21 protein-coding genes, 1 pseudogene and 1 other annotated feature are annotated in these 21,546 nt (G+C 39.4%); of the genes and pseudogenes, 5 read left to right on the top strand and 17 right to left on the bottom strand.

Annotation, left to right across the window (positions count from 1 at the left end; genetic code table 11):
- Position 1: 1 nt before the first annotated feature.
- Positions 2-751: an alpha/beta hydrolase gene (locus IGI49_RS09570; protein WP_429964306.1), complete on the bottom strand. Its 750-nt coding sequence runs from the start codon at positions 749-751 to the stop codon at positions 2-4.
- Positions 752-934: 183 nt separating this feature from the next.
- On the opposite strand from IGI49_RS09570, the gene IGI49_RS09575 reads away from it, so the two are divergent.
- Positions 935-1,366 (top strand): hypothetical protein, encoded by a 432-nt coding sequence (locus IGI49_RS09575; protein ID WP_429964307.1) that lies wholly within the window; start codon positions 935-937, stop codon positions 1,364-1,366.
- Positions 1,367-1,419: 53 nt separating this feature from the next.
- On the opposite strand, the gene secG is transcribed toward IGI49_RS09575, so the two are convergent.
- The 8 genes from secG to IGI49_RS09615 all read right to left on the bottom strand — a co-directional run bounded on the left by secG (position 1,420) and on the right by IGI49_RS09615 (position 7,751).
- The gene (secG, locus tag IGI49_RS09580; protein WP_207700966.1) at positions 1,420-1,656 is read right to left on the bottom strand and encodes a preprotein translocase subunit SecG; all 237 of its coding nucleotides are present in this window, start codon (positions 1,654-1,656) and stop codon (positions 1,420-1,422) included.
- 83 nt (positions 1,657-1,739) lie between these two features.
- Positions 1,740-2,015 carry a GNAT family N-acetyltransferase gene (locus IGI49_RS09585; RefSeq protein WP_429964308.1) on the bottom strand — a complete coding sequence of 92 codons (276 nt, stop codon included), beginning with the start codon at positions 2,013-2,015 and terminating at the stop codon, positions 1,740-1,742.
- A gap of 2 nt (positions 2,016-2,017) precedes the next feature.
- Positions 2,018-2,287: a (4Fe-4S)-binding protein gene (locus tag IGI49_RS09590; protein WP_207700964.1), complete on the bottom strand. Its 270-nt coding sequence runs from the start codon at positions 2,285-2,287 to the stop codon at positions 2,018-2,020.
- Between the two features lie 64 nt (positions 2,288-2,351).
- Positions 2,352-2,678 carry a hypothetical protein gene (locus tag IGI49_RS09595; protein ID WP_207700963.1) on the bottom strand — a complete coding sequence of 109 codons (327 nt, stop codon included), beginning with the start codon at positions 2,676-2,678 and terminating at the stop codon, positions 2,352-2,354.
- Positions 2,678-3,172, bottom strand: coding sequence for a gamma carbonic anhydrase family protein (locus IGI49_RS09600; protein WP_429964309.1), 495 nt, complete (start codon positions 3,170-3,172; stop codon positions 2,678-2,680). Before IGI49_RS09600 ends, IGI49_RS09595 begins: the two co-directional genes overlap by 1 nt.
- A 16-nt stretch (positions 3,173-3,188) precedes the next feature.
- Positions 3,189-4,061 (bottom strand): fumarylacetoacetate hydrolase family protein, encoded by an 873-nt coding sequence (locus tag IGI49_RS09605; protein ID WP_429964310.1) that lies wholly within the window; start codon positions 4,059-4,061, stop codon positions 3,189-3,191.
- Between the two features lie 202 nt (positions 4,062-4,263).
- Complete coding sequence (locus IGI49_RS09610; RefSeq protein ID WP_429964311.1) at positions 4,264-6,024, bottom strand: ABC transporter ATP-binding protein; 1,761 nt, start codon at positions 6,022-6,024, stop codon at positions 4,264-4,266.
- The gene (locus tag IGI49_RS09615; protein WP_207700959.1) at positions 6,021-7,751 is read right to left on the bottom strand and encodes an ABC transporter ATP-binding protein; all 1,731 of its coding nucleotides are present in this window, start codon (positions 7,749-7,751) and stop codon (positions 6,021-6,023) included. The genes IGI49_RS09610 and IGI49_RS09615 overlap by 4 nt, the downstream gene beginning before the upstream one ends.
- A gap of 357 nt (positions 7,752-8,108) precedes the next feature.
- Between IGI49_RS09615 and IGI49_RS09620 the strand changes: the two genes are divergently transcribed.
- From IGI49_RS09620 to IGI49_RS09630, 3 genes are all read left to right on the top strand, one after another.
- Entirely contained in the window at positions 8,109-8,321 is a 213-nt protein-coding gene (locus IGI49_RS09620; protein WP_207700958.1) for a DNA-directed RNA polymerase subunit epsilon, read from the top strand.
- 1 nt (position 8,322) lies between these two features.
- Positions 8,323-9,999, top strand: a complete 1,677-nt coding sequence (gene rnjA, locus IGI49_RS09625) for a ribonuclease J1 (RefSeq protein WP_207700957.1) — start codon at positions 8,323-8,325, stop codon at positions 9,997-9,999.
- Between the two features lie 275 nt (positions 10,000-10,274).
- On the top strand, positions 10,275-10,766 hold the full coding sequence (locus tag IGI49_RS09630) for a TetR/AcrR family transcriptional regulator (protein ID WP_207700956.1): 492 nt from the start codon (positions 10,275-10,277) through the stop codon (positions 10,764-10,766).
- Between the two features lie 12 nt (positions 10,767-10,778).
- Here IGI49_RS09630 and IGI49_RS09635 read toward each other — a convergent pair.
- The 8 genes and pseudogenes from IGI49_RS09635 to IGI49_RS09670 all read right to left on the bottom strand — a co-directional run bounded on the left by IGI49_RS09635 (position 10,779) and on the right by IGI49_RS09670 (position 20,554).
- Positions 10,779-12,436, bottom strand: a pseudogene (locus tag IGI49_RS09635) (IS1182 family transposase).
- A 151-nt stretch (positions 12,437-12,587) separates the two neighbouring features.
- A complete protein-coding gene (locus tag IGI49_RS09640) occupies positions 12,588-12,788 on the bottom strand; it encodes a cold-shock protein (RefSeq protein WP_207674701.1) in 201 nt (66 codons plus the stop codon).
- Between the two features lie 148 nt (positions 12,789-12,936).
- On the bottom strand, positions 12,937-13,626 hold the full coding sequence (gene radC / locus IGI49_RS09645; RefSeq protein WP_207700955.1) for a RadC family protein: 690 nt from the start codon (positions 13,624-13,626) through the stop codon (positions 12,937-12,939).
- A gap of 49 nt (positions 13,627-13,675) precedes the next feature.
- Entirely contained in the window at positions 13,676-14,335 is a 660-nt protein-coding gene (locus tag IGI49_RS09650; protein ID WP_429964312.1) for an HAD family hydrolase, read from the bottom strand.
- Entirely contained in the window at positions 14,322-15,638 is a 1,317-nt protein-coding gene (locus IGI49_RS09655; RefSeq protein ID WP_429964313.1) for a bifunctional folylpolyglutamate synthase/dihydrofolate synthase, read from the bottom strand. The genes IGI49_RS09650 and IGI49_RS09655 overlap by 14 nt, the downstream gene beginning before the upstream one ends.
- 183 nt (positions 15,639-15,821) lie before the next feature.
- Positions 15,822-18,461, bottom strand: coding sequence for a valine--tRNA ligase (locus tag IGI49_RS09660; protein ID WP_429964314.1), 2,640 nt, complete (start codon positions 18,459-18,461; stop codon positions 15,822-15,824).
- A 67-nt stretch (positions 18,462-18,528) separates the two neighbouring features.
- Positions 18,529-18,738 (bottom strand) — a binding site (T-box leader).
- Between the two features lie 44 nt (positions 18,739-18,782).
- Positions 18,783-19,424 (bottom strand): redox-sensing transcriptional repressor Rex, encoded by a 642-nt coding sequence (locus IGI49_RS09665; RefSeq protein ID WP_207700951.1) that lies wholly within the window; start codon positions 19,422-19,424, stop codon positions 18,783-18,785.
- 245 nt (positions 19,425-19,669) lie between these two features.
- Positions 19,670-20,554 carry a LysR family transcriptional regulator gene (locus tag IGI49_RS09670; protein ID WP_429964315.1) on the bottom strand — a complete coding sequence of 295 codons (885 nt, stop codon included), beginning with the start codon at positions 20,552-20,554 and terminating at the stop codon, positions 19,670-19,672.
- Between the two features lie 79 nt (positions 20,555-20,633).
- Here IGI49_RS09670 and IGI49_RS09675 point away from each other — a divergent pair, with 79 nt between their 5' ends.
- On the top strand, positions 20,634-21,503 hold the full coding sequence (locus IGI49_RS09675; RefSeq protein ID WP_429964316.1) for an SDR family oxidoreductase: 870 nt from the start codon (positions 20,634-20,636) through the stop codon (positions 21,501-21,503).
- Positions 21,504-21,546: the final 43 nt, after the last annotated feature.

Genomic DNA, 21,546 nt, shown 5'->3' on the forward strand with positions numbered 1-21,546 from the left:
TTCATTCTCTCCAATCAAGAACGGCCAAAAAATCAGCCACATCTTGCTCTAATTGTCTTCGTTCTGGACCAACAGTGATTACATGACCGCTCTCAGGGTACCAATTTAATTGAAAACGGGCTTGTTTCAATTCTTCAGCTGTTTTAAATACCCCTTCTGGCTCAATCATTTGATCCTGTCCAGCTTGGGCCATAAAAAATGGCTGTTGAACCTCTGATAGTCTTTGATATGCTAGACTCCCCTGTTCTTCGATTTTTGCCAACTGTCTTGTTACTAACGGTTGATATTCTCTTAAACGTTCCGCTGTATCTGCAGGTTCATTATCCTCTAGAAGTTGCTCAGCATAAGCTAAAAAGCTCTCTACTACTGTGGTTTTTACTGGTGCAATGGGTGAGCAGAAAAAGCCACCACCGATTATCCCAGCCTGATTTTCAGTTAGCAACCGAGAGGCAAACACTCCACCCATCGAAAGACCAAAAACAGCAATCTTAGCATAGCCCTTATCTTGTAGAAAAGCTGTTGCCGCTTTGGTTTCCTGCCACCAGATTTCAGGGGGTTGTTGTAAAATATCTAATGGATCTGTCGTTCCATGTCCCGCATACATAGGTGCATAAACCGTATAGTCCAGCTTTTCCAATGCGCGAGCCAACATACGAACATCATTGGGGCTTCCAGAATACGCATGCAGTAAGAGAACAGCTTTGGATCCGTGGGGCAAAAAAATAGTTTTTGGCGCTCTCATTTGGATCATATCACTCAACTCCTCGATTCATTCTAACACACCTTTGATGATACTTTATTTTTACGATTCAGTGAATAAAAACGCTATATTACTGAAAAATTTCTCCCTATATTAAAAGATATATTATTGTAAATTTGAAATCTTTTCTCGTATAATTGACTAATCTTAAAGAGAGATTTGGAGGAGCACTATATGAAACACCTTATCCTTCTGCTTGCTTTGCTTTCATTAACAGCTTGCAGCAATAAGCAATCTGAACAGAAACATACTCAAGCAACGGAGCAAACATCATCATCCACGGAGGCGATTGCTATGAAAACAGTGTTTACAGGTGAAATTACTTCTTCATTTACAACAGAGTCCGATCCTTCTATGGTGAGTGTTGTTCTTCGCTCAGTCGAAGCGGTCAGTGATCCTGATTCCATCGTTCCCGCCTTTGAAAATGATGGAGTGATTATACATGTGTCTACTGACAACCTCGGAGAATTGACCCCTGAACAACTGTCAGAAGGGAGCCGCATTCAGTGCACTCTGAAGGGACTGCCTATTATGACAATGTCTATCCCGCCACAATTACCGGGAAATTCGATTGAAAAAATCGAACTTGTTTCAACAAATGAGTAACTATTTGGGTTCCATCAAATAAAAAAACCTCTCCTTAGCGAGAGGTTTTTGCTTTATTTGCTTGATAAAAACATCAAAACGAATAAAAGTATCATCCAAACTGCACCTAAAACAGCTGTAGTCCGCTGCATTACTGCTTCAAAACCACGTGCCTTTTGTTTACCGAATAACTGATCGGCTCCTCCAGTAAATGCACTTGCCGCACTATTTTGTTTGCTTGGTTGCATCATGATCGTAATGATAATAATGACTGATAATACCAAAATCACACCTAAAATAATATTGTACAAAAAAGCTCCTCCTTTATCCCAAACTATCTCAGAATTACTTTAGCACAATTCTGAGCGTTTGACTAGGGGGAGTCGCTTTTTGTTTATTTTCTTAATACATCACTGTATTCGCTTTTCAGCTCAAATTCACGTTTAGCAAATGGGCATAAAGGGATAATTTCCTTATGCTCACGACGCGCAATTTCAACACCTTTGCGTACTAAACTCTCAGCTAATTTTTGACCACGATAGGCAGGATCAACAAAGGTATGATCAATAATCATAATCTCTTCTCCTGCATCAGACCAAGTCATTTCGCCTGCTTCTTGACCTTCTTCATTTAGTAAAACTAAGCGATTTTTTTCTTCTTTTATTTCCATGCTTAAGCTTCCTTTCGAATAAACTTTAATGCACCACTTGGACAAGTTTCCACCACGTAAGCGGCATTCTCTGCACTACCATTATCAGGAATGATCCAAGGTCGTCGGCCAACCTCAAATACGTCTGGATTACCTCGTACACAATTGCCAATATGTGCGCAAATATCTTTGTTGTAGTAGATATCAATATCTTCACCATGATACTTCTTATAACCATCAGCTTCTAGCATTTCTGCCGTAACGGCTTCCCCGTTTATTTGATTGCCCTTCATAGTCAGCTCTCTCCTTTTTTTTAATTATATCAATTATTCAAAAAAAGATACATTAAAGTGTCCATCAGATCATAATTTCCATTAAGGCAATCATTACCTGATAAGCTTTAGACTGCTCTTCAAATAGGAGTTTAAATGTATGTCCGCCAATTGTCTCGATGACCAATTGAAAGCTCCCCCCGCAGGAATAGACACTGCAAGGCTTCAACAAACTAGTTGGATAATAGCGAAAAGGTTTTTTGACTGTATTCTCTAATACATACATGCCCTTCTCATGGAAAACTAAAAAACGTTGCTGATCATCAGGATAGATTAATAACTCCTGCAAATCTTCTTCAGAAAAGATTTTTTGCAGTTCGCAGTACAATTGAAGAAATCCATCCTCATTCATTACATGTCACCTGAATAAGCAGAGAACTGTCGTGCTAAATAAGCATTTCCCTGTTCTTGATAGTGCAGAGCATTTTGACGATTTTTATCAATTTCCTCAGGTGTTAGCTCACGAACTACACGCGCTGGTGAACCAAAAGCTAAGGAATTTGGTGGAATTATTGTGTGTTCAGTAACTAATGATCCGGCACCAATTAGACTATTTTCCCCAATTTCTGCGTAATTTAGGACGGTACTTCCCATACCGATCAAGGCTCCTGAATGAATTGTGCATCCATGTATAATACAGCCATGTCCCACGGTCACGTAATCCCCAATAACAACTGATGCATCATGGTCCACATGGACAACTGTACCATCTTGAATGTTAGTGATCTCGCCAATTTTTATCGAGTTGCTGTCTCCTCTAATCACTGACTGAAACCAGATTGTTGAACCTTTGCCAATCGTAACATCCCCGTATATATCAGCACTGCCTGCTATAAATTGTGTCATTTTTTATACCTCTTTCTTATCCAACAGTATTTCTTAATTGTCCGATGCCTTCAACTTCACAAATTACTTCATCTCTAGCCTTTAAAAATCTAGGCGGAATAAAGCCCATCCCAACTCCCGCTGGTGTTCCGGTCATTAAAATATCCCCTGTCTCTAGGGTCATACCCTGTGATAATTCACTGATCATATAAGGTAAATCAAATATTAAATCAGAGGTATTGCTATCTTGTCGCAACTCTCCATTAACGTACGTTTTCAAATTCAAATGAGGTGGCTCAGGAAATTCATCTTTGGTAGCAATCCAGGGACCCATTGGTGCAAAACCGTCTAATCCTTTTCCAAACGTATATTGACCGTAAGCCATTTGAATATCTCTAGCAGAGACATCATTGGCGATAGTATAGCCAAAAATTGCATCAAACACTTCTTCTGGTGCTAATTTGGAACATGTTTTGCCCATAATTACTGCCAATTCTACTTCATAATCCAATTTTTCTGTAATGTTTGCATGAGCAGGAATCCTACCATTTGGGCCTACCGCTTGATTCACACGTTTAGAAAAATATACCGGATGCTCTGGTTTTTGATATTCTCTACCAGCAAATTTAGCAGACTCCAAGGCATGCAGCTGATAATTTAAGCCGACACAAAGTACATCATGCTTTGGATGAGGAATTGGTGCGAGTAACTCCACTTGGTCTAAAGGAATTGGTGTCAATTGATCACGATTTGTTAAAATTTCTTCTTTTAAAGCCGTATAGTTTTCAATCAATTCTTCCATTTTATTGATAGTGGTGTTTAATTCCTTTAACGCATAAACAGCCCGATTGTCTGACGAAACTATGCCGACTTGCTCTACATCTTTCTGGCGAAACGTGCAAAATTTCATATACAAACCCTCTTCCTAGAATAAGTTCAGTGTATTCGCTTACGAAACACCTGTCAAATGCTCTTCTATATAAGATAAACATAAAAAAGGGTCGAGTTCAAATCCGTTTTCTATTATTGGCAAAATTTCTCCCTGGTTTACTTGATAGAGCTATAAAAAAGTGACTCGAAACGCCAATTGACATTTCGAGCCACTTTTTTATTTATTCAGCATCTTCAGCAAATTGACTATTGTACAACTGCTCATAAAAGCCGCCTTTTTCTAGTAAACTATTATGTGTTCCGTGTTCGATAATCGAGCCGTTTTTCATAACTAAAATCAAATCTGCATCGCGGATTGTTGACAATCGGTGAGCAATTACGAAGCTGGTTCTGCCCTGCATCACGCGATCCATTGCCTTTTGAATCAAGCCTTCCAATCGAGTGTCCACTGAACTGGTTGCCTCATCAAGAATCAAGATTTTCGGATCAGAGATAACCGCCCGAGCAATGGTTAGTAATTGCTTCTGTCCTAAGGAGACATTGTCACCTTCAGAGTTAATAGTCATTTCATATCCACCAGGCATTGTACGAATAAAGTGATCTACATTCGCCGTTTTAGCAGCATCGACCACTTCATAATCAGTAGCTTCTAAACGTCCAAAACGAATATTATCAGCAATTGATCCTTCATACAGCCAAGCATCTTGCAGTACCATGCCAAAAAGTGACCGAACATCTGAACGATTCATATCTTGGGTGTTTACTCCATCAATCAGAATCCCTCCGCTGTCAATATCGTAAAAGCGCATTAAAAGATTGATTAGCGTCGTCTTGCCGGCACCTGTAGGCCCAACAATTGCTACAGTCTCCCCAGCTTTGACTTCAAAGCTCAAGTCTTCAATCAATGGTTTTTTCGAATCATAACTGAACTTCACGTGGTCAAAGACAACATTGCCATGAACTGGTTCAGGAAGTTGCTCATCTACTTTGTTTTCTCTTTCTTCTGCTTCATCCAAAATCTCAAATACTCGTTTTGCTGAAGCTGAGGCACTTTGAATCATTGATGACAGCTGGGTAATTTCACCCATTGGCTGACTTACTTGCCAAATATATTGGATAAAAGCTTGCAGTTGACCTACCAAAATCACACCTGCAATAACATTCCAGCTTCCTAATACGGCAATAACAATATAAGTCGCATAAGCAGTTAATTGAACTAACGGCTGCATCAAACTAGAAACAAAGGCCGCCCGGAAACCATAACGCCGTAAAGTATGATTGACTTTTTTAAACCCTTCCAAGGTTTCTTCTTCACGGCCATACAATTTCAATACACTAAAGCCTGTCATGTTTTCTTGCACATAACCATTCATATCCCCCAAAGCATTTTGCATCGACTGGAAGTCCTTTTGAGAGATATGAACAATTTTTTTTGAAATCCACAATGAGGCAGGAATCATAACCATCGAGATAACCGCCATCATTGGGTTAATATAAAACATCATACTAACTGCAAAGATAATACCCAATACTGCATTGACCAATTTGATGATCGCCTGCTGCATTGCATTACTGACAGCATCTACATCGTTAGTGATACGAGAGAGGATATTCCCCTGCTGATTACGATCAAAATAAGAAACTGGCAAACGATTAATTTTCGTTTCAATGTCTTCCCGTAAATCTCGCATAGCTGATTGGACAACGTTAGCCATCAGCCAGCCGCTGCCCAATTGCGCACCGCTGTAGACTACCCCTACAATTAAAATAGCAACTAAACATTTAAGAACATAATCAAAGTTAATTGCTTCATTTTGTTGGATATTCCGAGTAATTTCAGTTGTCGGCAGTCCTGATATATAAGGCATTAAGGTATTCATGACTAAAGTAACTATTGTTAAAATCAGTGTTAATACGAAAGTTCCTTTGTAAGGATTTACATAGTGCATCAGTCGTTTTAAAGAAGAGAGGGTTTTTTTCATGCTAATTCCTCCTCTGATAATTGTGATGCTGCAATATCATAATAAATTGGACAAGTTTCAAGTAATTCACGGTGTGTGCCAATACCGACTACGTCACCTTCATTTAAAACAATAATTTTGTCAGCATGCATAATTGTTCCTACACGTTGGGCTACAATCATCACTGTTGATTTCGTCGTTTCTTTTTTCAGACGAGCACGTAGTTTAGCATCTGTTTGATAATCCAAAGCTGAAAAGCTGTCATCAAAAATATAAATTTCTGGACGACGAATTACCGCACGAGCAATAGCTAAACGTTGTTTTTGACCACCAGAGAAGTTGCTTCCGCCTTCGGATAATATTTCATCATAGCCATCTGGCTTTTGTGAAATAAAATCTGTTGCTTGAGCAATGTCCGCCGCTTCGCGCATTTCAGCTGGAGTAGCATCTTCCTTACCGTAGCGCATATTTTCAGCAATCGTTCCGGTAAATAGTTGGGCTTTTTGAGGGATATAACCGATTTTTTCACGTAAATCCTTCAATTTGTATGCCCGAACATCTTCGCCGTCTACCAATACCTGTCCTTCAGTTACATCATAAAATCGTGGGATCAACTGAATCAAGGTTGATTTCCCAGAACCGGTACTACCAATAAATGCGACTGTTTCTCCTGGACTTGCAGTAAAACTGACGTTACGAATAACTGGACTTTCAGAGTGTCCTGGATAAGCAAAGGTCACGTTTTTAAATTCTACGTAGCCCTTTTGTTCTGGCATTTCAATGCCTTCGGGATTATCTTTTATTTCAGGGTCGCGGTCAAAAACTTCTTGAATCCGCAACGCAGAAACGTTAGCCCTTGGATACATCATAAACACAGTCGCAAACATCATGAATGAAAACAAGGCATGAAAAATATATTCGATAAAGGCAATCAACGTTCCCACTTCCAATTGTCCACTATCAATCTGAATAGTTCCATTCCAAATAATCAAAACCATCACTACATTAAATAGGAAGAAAAATCCTGGCTGAGCAACCGCCATTAAATGAAATAGGCTCTTAGAGCTATCAGTATATGCATTATTTACCTTACGAAAACGCATTTCTTCAAATTTTTCGTTTACGAAAGCTCGGATAACTCGTAAACCTGAAAGATTTTCCCGCAAAATACTGTTAATATTATCCAAATTCTTTTGCTGCTTGCTGGATAAAGGCTCCGAATATTTGGCAATCAATATAACTGCCAACAATAAGACCGGTAGTGATCCCAGCACATAAATTCCCAAACTAGGACTTGTCCGAATAATCAAGTACAAGCTCATGCCAAACATCATCGGTGTCATAAACCCAGCCGTTAAAATATTCTGCATAAAGAGCATGATTTGATAGGCGTCATTGGTGGTTCTAGTAATTAAAGAGGAGACTCCAATGCTTTCATACTCAGTATGAGAAAATGTCTGCACCTTCGCATACAAGTCATCACGAATAGCTGCTACCATGCGCGAAGTGATCTGCGAGCTAAAGTAGCGCAGTGATATGCTCATGATGATCCCAATTACCGTAATTACAACCATCAATATTCCCATTCTTTTGATATAATCAAAATCTTGATTGCTTATTCCCTGATCAATCATCATTGCCAAAATGGTAGGCAATCCTAACTCAATTAGAATAAACCCAAAAACACTAATAAAATCAAAGAATAAAAGCTTTTTATAGCGTAGTGTGTAACGCCACATTAACTTCATTTCATCTCGCCTCTTTCTATACCGTAATGTCTCCAATATAGCATAAATTAAAATGGTTTGCCCGTACTTCTCATGAATTTCTTTTCTCTTTTTCTTTAGTTTTCTGAAATTTTTCAACTACAAGAGATTTCCGCTACCTAGTTTCTATACTTCTCTCTTATTCTATGATAAACTACATATAATTGTTGTACTCACAACACAACGTACGGTGAAAATGCTTGTAAGCTCAGGAAGCAAAGTCGAGGCTTCCTCTCGCAATGTTAGATTGACTAACATTCGAGCATAAATTTTCAGGTGGCTCAGCCCCCTCATTTTGTTGTGGAAAAAACTGCGAGAGCAGATAAAGGAGATTATGTAATGATTTATAAAGTTTATTACCAAGAAAACAAAGAGCGTAACCCAAAACGTGAGCAAACTCTTTCTCTTTATGTAGAGGCGGAGAGTGAAGAAGCTGTTCATAACTTGATGCGTGACAATACCCCATATAACGTTGAATATATTCAAGCTTTGGACGGCAATCACTTAAATTATGAAAAAGAAAATGCCGACTTTAAGCTAACGGAGTTTTAATATGAAACTCTCGCTGAAAAACAACGAAACTGGCGTTTTTGCCATTGGCGGACTAGGCGAGATCGGGAAAAATATGTATGGGGTTCAGTTCCAAGATGAAATTATCATCATCGACGCTGGGATCAAGTTCCCAGAAGATGATCTTTTAGGAATTGATTACGTGATTCCCGATTACAGTTACGTCATTCAAAATATCAATAAGGTAAAAGCAGTTGTTATTACCCACGGTCACGAAGACCACATTGGGGGCGTACCCTATTTACTGAAGCAAGCCAATATACCAGTCTATGCAGGTGCATTAGCTCTTGCACTAATTAAAAACAAATTAGATGAGCATGGCCTGTTGCGGGATGCTGAACTTCACGAAATTGATGAAGATACAGTTATTCGTTTCCGTAAGACATCGGTCAGTTTCTTCCGTACAACCCATAGTATTCCTGATCCTTTAGGTGTGGTAGTTAAAACACCTTCTGGCAATATCGTAGAAACAGGCGATTTCAAATTTGACTTCACACCTGTAGGGCAACCTGCCGATTTGCACAAAATGGCAAAATTAGGTGAAGAAGGCGTTCTTTGTTTATTGTCTGACAGTACAAATGCAGAAGTTCCCACCTTCACTAAATCAGAAAAAACAATTGGCATGTCCATCCAGCGAATTGTAGAAAAAGTGGATGGCCGCATCATTTTTGCTACCTTTGCTTCCAATATTTCTCGACTGCAGCAAGCAGCTGAAGCAGCTGTTGCAACTGGACGTAAAATTGCTGTCTTTGGCCGCAGTATGGAGAACGCGATTGTTAATGGCCGCAACTTAGGCTATATCACTGTTCCTGATGAAACTTTTGTTGATGCACATGAGATCAATCGAATTCCTGCCAACGAATTAATGATTCTGTGTACCGGGTCTCAAGGTGAACCAATGGCAGCTTTGTCACGCATTGCCAACGGAACTCACCGTCAAATTCAAATTCAGCCAGATGATACGGTGATTTTTTCCAGCTCACCTATCCCTGGTAATACTACCAGTGTAAATCATTTGATTAACCTGCTGTCTGAAGCAGGTGCAAATGTCATCCATGGTAAAGTGAATAATATTCATACTTCCGGACACGGAAGTCAGCAAGAACAAAAATTAATGTTGCGCTTAATGAAGCCTAAATATTTTGTTCCAATTCACGGAGAATTTCGCATGCTGAAAATTCATGCTGGTTTAGCCCAAGACACTGGCGTTCCAGAGGAAAATTGCTTCATCATGGAAAATGGTGATATGCTGGCACTGACTGCTGACAGCGCCCGTCCAGCTGGTCATTTTAATGCCCATGATGTTTACGTAGATGGAAGCGGCATCGGTGATATAGGAAATGTTGTATTACGTGATCGCCGTATTCTTTCAGAAGAAGGTTTGGTCTTAGCAGTTGCTACTATCGATATTGCAAAAAAAGAAGTCCTAGCTGGTCCGGATATCTTGTCACGAGGTTTTGTATACATGCGTGAATCTGGTGACATGATTAGTGAAGGCCAACGCATTTTATTCCATGCTTTGCGGGAAGCTTTAAATGACAAAGCCTGCAATGAATCTAAACTCAAAGATGCAATGGTTTCAGCTTTGCAGCCATTCCTGTTTGACCAAACAGAGCGTCACCCAATGATCATTCCAATGATTATGACCCCAGACCAATAAATCTAAAGCATCTGCTCTTTTTAAGGGCAGATGTTTTTTTTGGTTTTTATCCTTTTTGAGTATTTTTCTTTCAAAAAAATAAAATATTTGGTAAATTAGTCTAAATACTTAATTCTAACGATATTCTTACGATATTTTGAATACTTTATTTAGGTATTTCAATTGACAAATGTATGAATAATTTGCACAATAAGGATTAGAAAAACTATAATTTAAATACTTTCGTTATTTTAAAAGAGTAGCGAGTCTTTAAATCAATTTAGGGGAAGATAATTATGGTGAGAACACCAAAAATAAAACGTGAAAAAATAATTGAAGAGACCTACAACTTAATTATTGATGAAGGATTTGGAAAATTTCGCGTTGGCAACATCGCTGAAAGACTGCAGTGTTCCCCACAGCCAATCTATCGTGAATTTGAGAACCTTTCCAGTTTGAGGGCTTTCATGGTTAGACGCACATTGAATAAATATCAAGATTTTCTTGAAGATCAAGAACCGCATACACTTAGTCAACTGACTAGATCAATTATCAGCTACTCTACTGATTATCCTGAAGAGTTTCATCGATTTTTTCTACAAGACAACACAACTCTTCAGTTGTCTAAAGAGATCACACTGAAAAGTTTCAACCAGCTCCAACAGCCATACGCTGAACATCTGTTTAATGTTTACTGGCAATATGTTCTCGGAAAAGCTGTATTGGCTATCGCTACTCCTGAAAATCATCAAGTAACCGATGATTTTCAAGCCTTGTTAAATGAATAAATAGTTGAACTATCAAAAAGAGGCTGTGACATAAATAGTCTCTAAACGAATAAAAAAATGACCACCTCCCGAAAATCTATCAATGATTTTCAGTGAGGGGGTCATTTTTTCTATGTAAGAAGTCCTGAAGTTCGTCCTGCAACTGCCAACTTCATCATATTGAGGGCCAACACGAGGAGGCCAGTTTCTCTCTTCACTTTTTCCATACCTCGAACATGGTAACGAGTGAAACCTAAACAAGCTTTCATCCGACCAAAAACAGGTTCTACGTCGATTTTTCTTCGTGCATAGATTTTTCCTGTTTCAGGAGTTGAAAGCAGTGTGACTTGTTTCGCTTTAAAATATTCCCAGGAAGGGTTGACACTTATTTTTCTGGTATATCCTTTTTTTGTTAATGCGGCTGGAATAATTTGCTTATTCTGATCGTATTTCTCCGCTTGATATTCTTTAAAATCTTTTACGAACCCTTCATCATCTATTCGTTGACGGTAGGCATGAAAATTGAAACGAACACCCTTTGGATCCACGTAATAATCGGCTTCTTCATAATAGGTCCAGTTCATGACTTTTCGCTCATCCGTTTTCCATTTCTTACTTTGTTCCTTGAGCATTGTTGCATAAGGAATCAATGCAGTATACTGTGCGTACTCATCCTCTAATTGTCGATAATTTTTTTCTGACCCATATCCTGCATCAGCAACAATCACGGTTTCTTCAACCAAATCCATTTTGTCTAAAAATGGAAGTAACGTTTTTGTGTCTGTCGGATTTTGATAAACATCATAACCTACTATATATTGATTACAAGTGGCCAGCTGTAGATTATAGGCCGGCTTCAACTGGCCATTATGCATGGGATCTTCTTTAACCCGCATGAAAGTAGCATCTACATCCGTCTTTGAATAACTGTTGCGAGTTCCACAAAGAGTGAGACGAAGGTGATGTTCAGCCATTTTTTCGCGACGTTCCGTTAGTTTTCGTTTTTGTGATTTCACTGTTCGACGTTGTTGTTTTGCAGGATTAGGAGAGACCTTTTTGGTCTCTTGTATTTCCTGTTCTACCTCTTCTAAACGCAGCTCTAACCGTGTTAAAACTTCATCCAATCGGTCCAAGGTAAGGTCTGAACCTTCAGGAATATGTTTTACTTGATAGGCTTCTTTTAACTCGGTCATCAAGGTCAAGATCGTTTCACGATTCATTTGATCATACCGAAGTGTGCTCTTTTTCCAAACAAAACTGTATTTATTCGCATCGGCTAGAATCTTTGTGCCATCAATAAAGAGGGCGTCATCAATTAATTGACGTTCCCGTAAATAGCTGGTTAATGATTCCAGACTTTGATTGACTAACGTTTCTACATCGTTGGAAATACGGAAACGTGCAATAGTGCGATAAGAAGGCACACGTTCCTGCGTCAACCAGCGTGCTGGCAAACTTTCTTCCGCAAGTTGTTCAATTTTACGGCTAGTAAATACGCTGCGAGTATAAGCAAATAAAACGAGTTTTAGCATTAAACTAAGATCGTACTCCCGAGGTCTACCAAAAAGATAAGGTTCCTTGAACTGAAGAGCCTCAACTAATTCATGAATAAACCAGGCAGTATTCTCTTTTTTTGGAACATAGGAAGTAGATATATTCAAAGTAAGCTGAGCCATGTTATAATTAGTCATGTGTTTTGGTCCTTTCGAGGATTAAAGTTTGAGTATAGGCGGCCACCTATACTCTTTTATTTTACCCAAAAATGCCAGTAAAATGAACGATAATCGTCATTTCACCGGCATTTTTTTAAGACTTATGTCACAGCCTCTTTCGGATTCAGAATTATTGTTTAACTACATTTGTTGCTTGAGGTCCGCGATCACTTTCTTCAACATCAAAAGTTACTGCTTGACCTTCTTCTAGAGTTTTAAATCCATCACCTTGGATAGCTGAGAAATGTACGAATACATCGCTACCATCTTCGCGAGTGACGAAGCCAAACCCTTTTTCTGCGTTAAACCATTTTACTGTTCCATTTTCCATGAATCTTATCCTCCTCGTGCGAAAAGCACCTAATGAATTGTAACATTGCTCGTACGACAGAGGTGAGACGAGTGTTCAACTCCAACAAACAAAATTACATAAATAGTTTACCACTTGTTCTGCAAAATATGCAAGGGTTCCCATTTGACTACTCCCAGTAATTTTCTTCTCGCAAGCTGATGTACTCATTTTCGCCAACGATGATATGGTCCAATACTTCAATTCCCATCATCTCTCCACATTTTCTCACTCGTGCAGTAAAATCTAGATCATTTCGGGAGGGTTGAGGATTTCCACTAGGATGATTATGAGCCAAAGCAATCCGAGCAGCACTTACTCGAACAGCTTCACGGAAAATTTCCCTTGGATGTGCAATCGATTGGTTTAACGATCCGACAAAAATCGTTTTCTGCTGAATGATTTCATTTTTCGTATTCAAAAACATCGCAATCAAATGCTCCTGTTGTAATCCTTTCAATTCTTCGACTAAATGATTGCCTAAAGCAAAACTAGAACTTACCCGTCCTAGTTTTGGTTGAGTGGACCGATGAATACGTGCACCAAACTCAATTACCGCTTTTAATTCAATCGCTTTAGTTTTACCAATTCCTTTGAAGCTCATCAACTCTTCAATGGATAATTGTTTAAGGTCGTATAAATTAGGAACCTCCATCAAAATCAAACCGGCCAAATCCATGACATGCTGAGAACGTGAACCATTTCTTAGAATAATCGCCAGCAGCTCCTGATCTGTCAAATGCTTTTCACCTTCCTTCAACAAACGCTCCCGCGGCCAAGAACTGGCCGGTAATTCTTTCAATAATAATGATTTCTCCATGTAAAAACTCCTTTGCATCTTTTATATAAGATACGCAAAGGAGTCAAATTTATTTTTGTATATAGTCGATTACTTCATGTAAACTTGATAAAACTGCTGCTGTTTGCTTCGATAATTCCTCTGCTGGTTGGATCATATCCGGGACCATAATTACAGGAATACCTGCACTGATTGCCGCTTGTACGCCGTGCTGTGCATCTTCCAACACCAATGTTTCCTCAGCAATAGTTCCTAAATGCTGACGAGCGATATTAAAAATCTCTGGATTTGGCTTAGCTAGCTTCACATCTTCTGCCGAAACAATTTCTTGAAACTGATTTCGAATTCCGGCATGCTCCAGTAAAATTTCAATTACAGGACGTACATTACTAGAAGCCACTATCTTGGGGATTTCCTGATCTTCCAAAAATTGCAACAGTTCCAATACTCCTGGCTTTAAATCAACTTCCCCGGAATGAAAAATTTTATGCGCATCCCCCCAGCTGTCATCGATAAACTTTTGCACAGTTTCCCTACCATGTTCCGCAAAACGCTGATGCAGACTTTCCCAAGCCTCCTCATCCGCAATCCCAATGTATTCCCGATACAAATCCTTGTCAAAAGGAATCCCGTAATGATCTGCCGCCTGCTGTTGTGCTTGATAATAGATCGCTTCCGTATCAAAAATCAAGCCATCCATATCAAAAATTACTCCCTTAATTTCTTTCATCGCTTCCTCCCACATTTAATAATAATTGACGTACCTCAGAAACAAAGTACAAAGAACCGGTAACTAATAGTAAATCTTCAGCATCCATTGATTCCAAAATCTCCGCTAGGCCAAATTGCCATAAAGATACAATCGAAAACTGTTCGGTCTCCTGATCATCATACTGACTAAGATTCAGAGCTTTAGGATAATCAAAGGTGGTTATATACATATGTGCATGCGGGATTTTATGTAAATCCTTCAGCATACTGTCTACATCTTTCGTTTCTAAGGCTGAAAATAGAATATGGATAGTATATTGGCTAAATTCGCGCCTCATATTATCCACCAAACGTTTGACGGCATGATCGTTATGAGCGCCATCTAAGATAATCAACGGTTCATCACTGATTTTCTCCATTCGTGCTGGCCATTGAGCAGCCAGTAATCCACTGCGTATTGCTTTTTCTTCAACGGGCAAGTGCTTTTTCTGACAATATAATTGGTAAAGCATGATGGCAATTCCAGCATTTTCAATTTGATGGCGGCCTAGTAGGCTGATCTTTAATTTACTTAAGCGGCCGCTCTCTGAGGTAAAGTCAAAACGCTCACCCCAATTGCCATCTGGCTGCAAATATTTCACCTGGTAATCTTTGTCATATTGATAGATCGCTGCCTGCTCAGATTCAGCCTTGTCCTTGATTACAGTCAAAGCTTCTGTTGGAATATTCCCAGTAACAACTGGAATTTTATTTTTTATAATCCCAGCTTTCTGATGAGCAATTTCCGGTAAGGTTTCTCCTAAAATATCGGTATGATCATAGCCAATAGTGGTAATAGCCGTTAAGATTGGTTCAACAACATTGGTCGAATCCAGCAGCCCACCTAAGCCAACCTCAACAATTGCCACATCTACCTGCTGATCAAGAAAATAATCTAAGGCCATAGCTGTCAAAACCTCAAATTCAGTAATACCGTTGATTTCAGGCTGTTCATCCAGATTTGCTACTAAAGGCTGAAAACGCTCCACCCAAGTAATCAGCTCATCATCGGCGATCGGTTCACCATTGATGGCAATTCGCTCATTAAATTCTTCGATGTATGGCGAAGTGAAACTTCCAACTGTCAATCCTGCCGCTGCCAACATACTTCGCAAGTATGCAACAGTAGAGCCTTTACCATTAGTACCAGCTATGTGAATGACCGGAACCTGCTTTTCAGGATTCCCGGCTTTATCTAATAATGCTTGAACTCGTTCCAATCCAGGGCGAGAACCAAATTTCTTGCGACTGTGAATCCAGTCGATTGTCTCTTCAATTGTCACTGATGATCACCTCGATACTAGTATAACAGAGTTTTATATTGGTTAATAAGAAAGGCTTCGCAAACTCGTTCAGTTTTGAAGCTGGTCACCACATATACTGTAACACTAAGATAGATACTTATAAAATACTTGCAGTTTCTTTCCATTGAAAAAATGACTAGTCCTTCGACTAGTCATTTAATCCTATTGAATGGTTCGCAAGCTTTCAATTCGCTCACTAACGGCTGTTTGCTTTTCTAGATAATCTTTTTCTTTAGCACGTTCTTCTTCAACAACTTTTTCTGGTGCGTTGGCAACGAAACGTTCGTTCGCAAGTTTTCCTTGAACTCGTTTCACTTCGCCAGTCCATTTAGCCAATTCTTTTTCCAATCGTTGAATTTCTTCTTCAATATTGATTAGGCCAGCCAATGGCAAATAAATTTCAGCACCAGTTAATACTGCGGACATCGCCAAATCTGGTGCAGTGATCTCACTATCAATCACCAATTCATCGGGATTACAGAAGCGCTCAATATAGCTAGTATTTTCCAATAAGAAAGCATTTACTGCCAGATCACTTGTTTTGATTAACAAAGTGATTGGCTTAGATAGTGGTGTGTTCACTTCCGCTCGAATGTTTCGAACTGAGCGAATCAATTCCTTCAACACTTCCATGCCTTTGGCTGCATTTTCGTCGTTGTACTCCGCCTCAACCGTTGGGTAGGCAGCAACTACTATCGAATCACCTTCATGAGGTAATTTCTCCCAAATAGTTTCTGTTACAAACGGCATAATTGGATGTAATAGACGCAATGTTTGATCCAATACATGAATCAAAATACTCTTTGTAGTCTTCTTAGCAGCTTCGTCTTCACCATATAAAATTTCCTTACTCATCTCAATGTACCAGTCACAGAAATCATCCCACATAAAGTTATACAACTGACGACCAGCTTCACCAAATTCAAATTGATCAAACAACTTAGTTACTTTTTCAATGGTTTCGTTTAGACGCGTTAAAATCCAGCGATCAGCTACGGTCTTTTCACCAGTCAAATCAATATTATCAATAGTAAAGTCTTCAATGTTCATGATGACAAAACGAGAAGCATTCCAAATTTTGTTAATAAAATTCCAAGCTGCATCCATTTTCTCATAACTAAAACGAACATCTTGGCCGGGAGCAGAGCCAGTTGATAAGAACCAGCGTAACGCATCAGCACCATATTGATCAATCACATCCATCGGGTCAATTCCGTTACCAAGTGATTTACTCATCTTACGGCCTTGTTCGTCTCGAATCAGTCCGTGAATCAAGACATTTTCAAATGGTCGTTCATTCGTAAATTCCAGACTTTGGAAAATCATCCGGCTTACCCAGAAGAAAATAATGTCATATCCAGTTACCAGTGTATTCGTTGGGAAATAACGTTTGAAATCTGCACTATCCGTATCCGGCCAACCCATAGTTGAAAACGGCCATAATGCAGAGCTAAACCAAGTATCCAAAACATCTGGATCTTGTTCCCAATTTTCAGCATCGGCAGGGGCTTCCATCCCAACATACATTTCACCCGTTTGCTTGTTATACCAAGCTGGTATACGATGCCCCCACCACAATTGACGAGAAATTACCCAATCATGAACATTATCCATCCAGCTTAGGAAGGTTTGATTAAAACGTGGTGGAAAGAAATTCACCGCATCATCGGTATTTTGATTTTGAATCGCCTGATCAGCCAATGGTTTCATCTTGACAAACCATTGAGTAGATAAACGAGGTTCAACTACGACGCCGGTCCGTTCAGAGTGACCCACGCTGTGAACCATTTTTTCGATTTTGATCAATCGACCCATTTCTTTCAGATCACTGACAATCGCTTTACGTGCTGTGAAACGATCCATGCCCGTGTATTTGCCAGCCAAGTCATTCATACTGCCATCTTCATTCATAACATTTACTCGTGGCAAGTCATGACGATTTCCTACTTCAAAGTCATTAGGATCATGGGCGGGGGTAATCTTTACCACACCAGTTCCAAACTCACGATCTACGTACTCATCGGCAATAACTGGTATTTCTTTATCCATCAAAGGTAGAATAACAGTTTTACCAATGAAATCCTGATAACGTTCATCCTCTGGGTGAACTGCCACTGCCGTATCTCCCAACATGGTTTCAGGACGAGTAGTTGCTAACTCAAGTGCACCGCTGCCATCAGCCAATGGATAAGATAAATGATAGAAGGCTCCCTCAACATCTTTGTGGATTACTTCGATATCTGACAAGGCCGTTTTCGCTTGCGGGTCCCAATTGATAATGTATTCCCCACGGTAAATCAGCTCTTTTTCGTATAGAGAAACAAATACTTTACGAACCGCATCGGAGAGTCCTTCATCTAAAGTAAATCGTTCCCGTTTATAGTCTAAGGACAAACCTAATTTGCTCCATTGCTCACGGATGTGTCCAGCATATTCTTCTTTCCATTCCCAAACCTGATCCACAAATTTCTCACGGCCTAAGTCATAGCGGGAAATCCCTTGCTCACGCAACTTTTCTTCTACTTTAGCTTGCGTAGCAATTCCGGCGTGATCCATTCCTGGCAACCATAGCGTATCGTAACCTTGCATTCGTTTTTGACGAATAATCATATCTTGCAAGGTAGTATCCCAAGCATGACCCAAATGTAGTTTTCCGGTTACATTGGGAGGTGGGATGACGATTGAATACGGTTTAGCCGATTGGTCTTCTGATGGTTTGAACAAATCTTCGTCTAGCCATTTTTGATAACGCCCTGCTTCAACTTCTTGCGGGTTAAATTTTGTTGCTAAATTTTCAGACATGTTGTTTCCTCCTTAATGGTATGTATATAAGCAGTAAAACGAAAAAAAGTCCTAAAACACGTGTGTGTTTTAGGACGTAATCTACGCGGTACCACCTAAATTGCAGAAATTTTTCTGCCGCTCAAACATGAACTAACGGTCATGACTCGTGCTTTCCTACTTTTTCAAAAAGCAATACTCCCAAGCTACCTTCCGATTTCTGCTGTAAGAATGTTCCACCAATCATTCTCTCTCTATAACAGGAAAAAATCGTACTCCTCTTGATCTTTGTATGAGTCATTGTACAATGAAGCCGCCTAGTTGTAAAGCCCTACCCCATTGTTATTGAGCCAACTCGTCAAAATAAATTAAAGTCTGCAGCTCAGTTGTTAGATCAATATAGTGAACAGTAACTCCCTCTGGCACTTTAATTGGATCTGGAGCAAAGCTTAAAATCGCTGTGACTCCATTGTTTACAATTTTTTCCACAGCTGCCTGAGATTGATGACTAGGCACAGTTGAAATTGCTACCGTTACTTTTTTCTTTTTCAAAACGTCATCTAAGCGATCCATAGAATAAACCTCGACACCATTAAAGATTAAACCAATTTTCTCAGGATCGTTATCAAATGCGCAAACAATATTCAGATTATCATTACGGCGAAAGTTGTTGTTTACTAAAGCCTGACCTAGATTTCCACAACCAATTAACGCAATTCTTTTTTCTTCAATCGTATCAAGTATGCTGCTGAAGACGCTGATCAAATAATTTACGTCATAGCCATACCCACTTCGCCCTAATTCTCCTAGCTGCGAAAAATCCCGACGGATCGTTGCGGAGCCTACATGGGTCAATTGGCTAAATTCCGAGGATTTGATTCGCTGTACGCCTTCTTTTTGTAATTCCTTTAAGCTGCGTAAATACAAAGACAAGCGTTTTGTCGTAGCCTTTGACAGTTTGGGTTTTTCAATTAAATGATCCATGGAAGGTCTCCTTTGTTAATTTTTTCACATATTTATTCTAACATGAATATTGCTTCGTTACAATGCAAAAAGCAAGAAAGAACAGAATCTTTCTTGCTTAACAGGATAATTAGGAATCATCTCCCTATAATTCTTAGCCTTTTTTATCGTTGAAAAAATTTGATCTAAAATTCATTCCATCTATGCACATCTTGCATAAATCCAGCCTTTTCTCTATTTCACTAACCTCAAATCTGCACATATACTTAACGAAGATATTCCTTTAGCCAACTGATGAACAAATCCAGGCTGAGGTTTTCATTATCCTCACGATAGCCAAGTACCATTTGAATTGTTGGTACATTTCCAATTGGAATCAATCGGATATTTGAAGGTGCTGAGCTTCGGCAGCCTTCTGTAAGGACACTGATTCCTTTACCTAAAGCAATTTGCATCAACAACGTTTTGACACTGGAACAGCTGTCATTGACTAGCGGATAGTACCCTTGGCTAAGAAATAGACTAATGATGTAATCATACCAAGCTTTAGTCTGCTGCTTTTGTACACACAAATAGGATTCTTCGGCAAAATCAGCAAAGGTCACCGTTTCATGCTGAGCCAAAAAATGATCGTCTGGCACCACCAACACCAGTGCTAAGTCACCTACCTTATGCAGCTTAATTTTTTCGATACCGATCAGGGTAGTTGCCATAGTCATACACAAATCCAACTTGCCTGCTCTAAGCTCTGTCACCAGTTCATCATGTGTACCAGCCTGGAGTTGCAGTTCGAATCCTGGATAATCGTTGATAAAAGCCTGAAGCATTGGTAGCAGATAATGGTCTGTTCCACCTCGCAAGAAGCCAATTGTCAATTGATGTTCAGGTTGATAACGAAGTTCCTTTAATTGCCGAGTGGCGCGGTTGTAATCAAAGATCATGTTCGTTGCATAGTTCAAAAAGATACGACCTTCTTCAGTTAATTGAACTTGTCGTGTATTACGAGCAACCAATGAACAACCAAGCTCTGTTTCTAACAATTGGATGTGACGGCTCAAGGTTGGTTGAGTAATATACAGACTTCCAGCAGCCTTCGTATAATTTAACGTATTGGACAAGGTTACAAATGATTGAAGGTATTCTATTTTCATTCTGCTTTTTCACCTCTTAGTTTGATTATAGCGTAAATTCAAGAACGGTTTTCATAAATTAAAAAGGAGAGATGGACAAATGATTTTAGTAACAGGAGCAGCAGGAGGCGTAGGACGCCAAGTCGTCACCGAATTAGCGAAAAGAGGATTAACTATTCGGGCTTTCGATATTAATCCTAAAGTAGAAGAGCTCAAAGAAATTGGTGCCACAGAAACTTTTGTTGGTGACGGTCGATTATTAGCAGACGTGGAAAAGGCTTTATCAGGTTGCGATAAAGTACTTTATATTCCGCCAATGTTCATTTATGACGAAGCAGAAATTGCCAATCGCTTTGTAGATGCGTCAGTTCAAGCTGGTATACAGCAATTCGTGATGATGACAGTTACCCATCCTAACATGTCGACTTTGCCGCAGCATACTCAAAAACTAAAGGCCGAAGAACATTTAGTTTACAAAGGATTGTCGGACAATCTCAATTATACAATTTTACAGCCCATGCATTACATGCATAATTTTTCTATTCCTATGGTTTGGGCCTCAAACGCTTATCAATGCTTCTACACTAAGACTACCAAACTAGGTTATGTTGACATTGTGGATGTGGCAGAAGTTGCTGCAAAAGTTTTATCAGAACCTGGCCATGCCAATGCCACCTATGAATTAGTTGGAACCGACTTTTTGTCTCCAAACGATATGGTGGAAAAATTCAACCAACTAACTGGTCGTTCGGCTGATTGCCAGCAAGTCCCAGTTGAAACGATTGTTAACTATTTCTCAACTGCCAAATACGACAGCTATTTTGTTAAGACCTTCCAAGAATTAGCTAAAACCTACAGCGATTATGGTATTGCTGGCAATGCTAATGTCTTGTCATGGTTGTTAGGTCGACAGCCCACTACATTTGATGAATACATCCAACGAGAAATTGAAGTCCATCAATTAAACTAAAAAAAAAGCAGATGATTTTTTCTAAAGAGAAAAACCATCTGCT

The sequence above is a fragment of the Enterococcus sp. AZ071 genome (assembly GCF_050499065.1).
In the GTDB taxonomy this organism is placed as follows: Bacteria; Bacillota; Bacilli; order Lactobacillales; family Enterococcaceae; genus Enterococcus_A; species Enterococcus_A ferrettii.

Coding starts and splice junctions, on each gene's coding strand:
- IGI49_RS09570 (WP_429964306.1), bottom strand. CDS start 751: ATGATCCAAATGAGAGCGCCAAAAACTATTTTTTTGCCCCACGGATCC.
- IGI49_RS09575 (WP_429964307.1), top strand. CDS start 935: ATGAAACACCTTATCCTTCTGCTTGCTTTGCTTTCATTAACAGCTTGC.
- IGI49_RS09585 (WP_429964308.1), bottom strand. CDS start 2,015: ATGGAAATAAAAGAAGAAAAAAATCGCTTAGTTTTACTAAATGAAGAA.
- IGI49_RS09590 (WP_207700964.1), bottom strand. CDS start 2,287: ATGAAGGGCAATCAAATAAACGGGGAAGCCGTTACGGCAGAAATGCTA.
- IGI49_RS09595 (WP_207700963.1), bottom strand. CDS start 2,678: ATGAATGAGGATGGATTTCTTCAATTGTACTGCGAACTGCAAAAAATC.
- IGI49_RS09600 (WP_429964309.1), bottom strand. CDS start 3,172: ATGACACAATTTATAGCAGGCAGTGCTGATATATACGGGGATGTTACG.
- IGI49_RS09605 (WP_429964310.1), bottom strand. CDS start 4,061: ATGAAATTTTGCACGTTTCGCCAGAAAGATGTAGAGCAAGTCGGCATA.
- IGI49_RS09610 (WP_429964311.1), bottom strand. CDS start 6,024: ATGAAAAAAACCCTCTCTTCTTTAAAACGACTGATGCACTATGTAAAT.
- IGI49_RS09615 (WP_207700959.1), bottom strand. CDS start 7,751: ATGAAGTTAATGTGGCGTTACACACTACGCTATAAAAAGCTTTTATTC.
- IGI49_RS09620 (WP_207700958.1), top strand. CDS start 8,109: ATGATTTATAAAGTTTATTACCAAGAAAACAAAGAGCGTAACCCAAAA.
- rnjA (WP_207700957.1), top strand. CDS start 8,323: ATGAAACTCTCGCTGAAAAACAACGAAACTGGCGTTTTTGCCATTGGC.
- IGI49_RS09630 (WP_207700956.1), top strand. CDS start 10,275: ATGGTGAGAACACCAAAAATAAAACGTGAAAAAATAATTGAAGAGACC.
- IGI49_RS09640 (WP_207674701.1), bottom strand. CDS start 12,788: ATGGAAAATGGAACAGTAAAATGGTTTAACGCAGAAAAAGGGTTTGGC.
- radC (WP_207700955.1), bottom strand. CDS start 13,626: ATGGAGAAATCATTATTATTGAAAGAATTACCGGCCAGTTCTTGGCCG.
- IGI49_RS09650 (WP_429964312.1), bottom strand. CDS start 14,335: ATGAAAGAAATTAAGGGAGTAATTTTTGATATGGATGGCTTGATTTTT.
- IGI49_RS09660 (WP_429964314.1), bottom strand. CDS start 18,461: ATGTCTGAAAATTTAGCAACAAAATTTAACCCGCAAGAAGTTGAAGCA.
- IGI49_RS09665 (WP_207700951.1), bottom strand. CDS start 19,424: ATGGATCATTTAATTGAAAAACCCAAACTGTCAAAGGCTACGACAAAA.
- IGI49_RS09670 (WP_429964315.1), bottom strand. CDS start 20,554: ATGAAAATAGAATACCTTCAATCATTTGTAACCTTGTCCAATACGTTA.
- IGI49_RS09675 (WP_429964316.1), top strand. CDS start 20,634: ATGATTTTAGTAACAGGAGCAGCAGGAGGCGTAGGACGCCAAGTCGTC.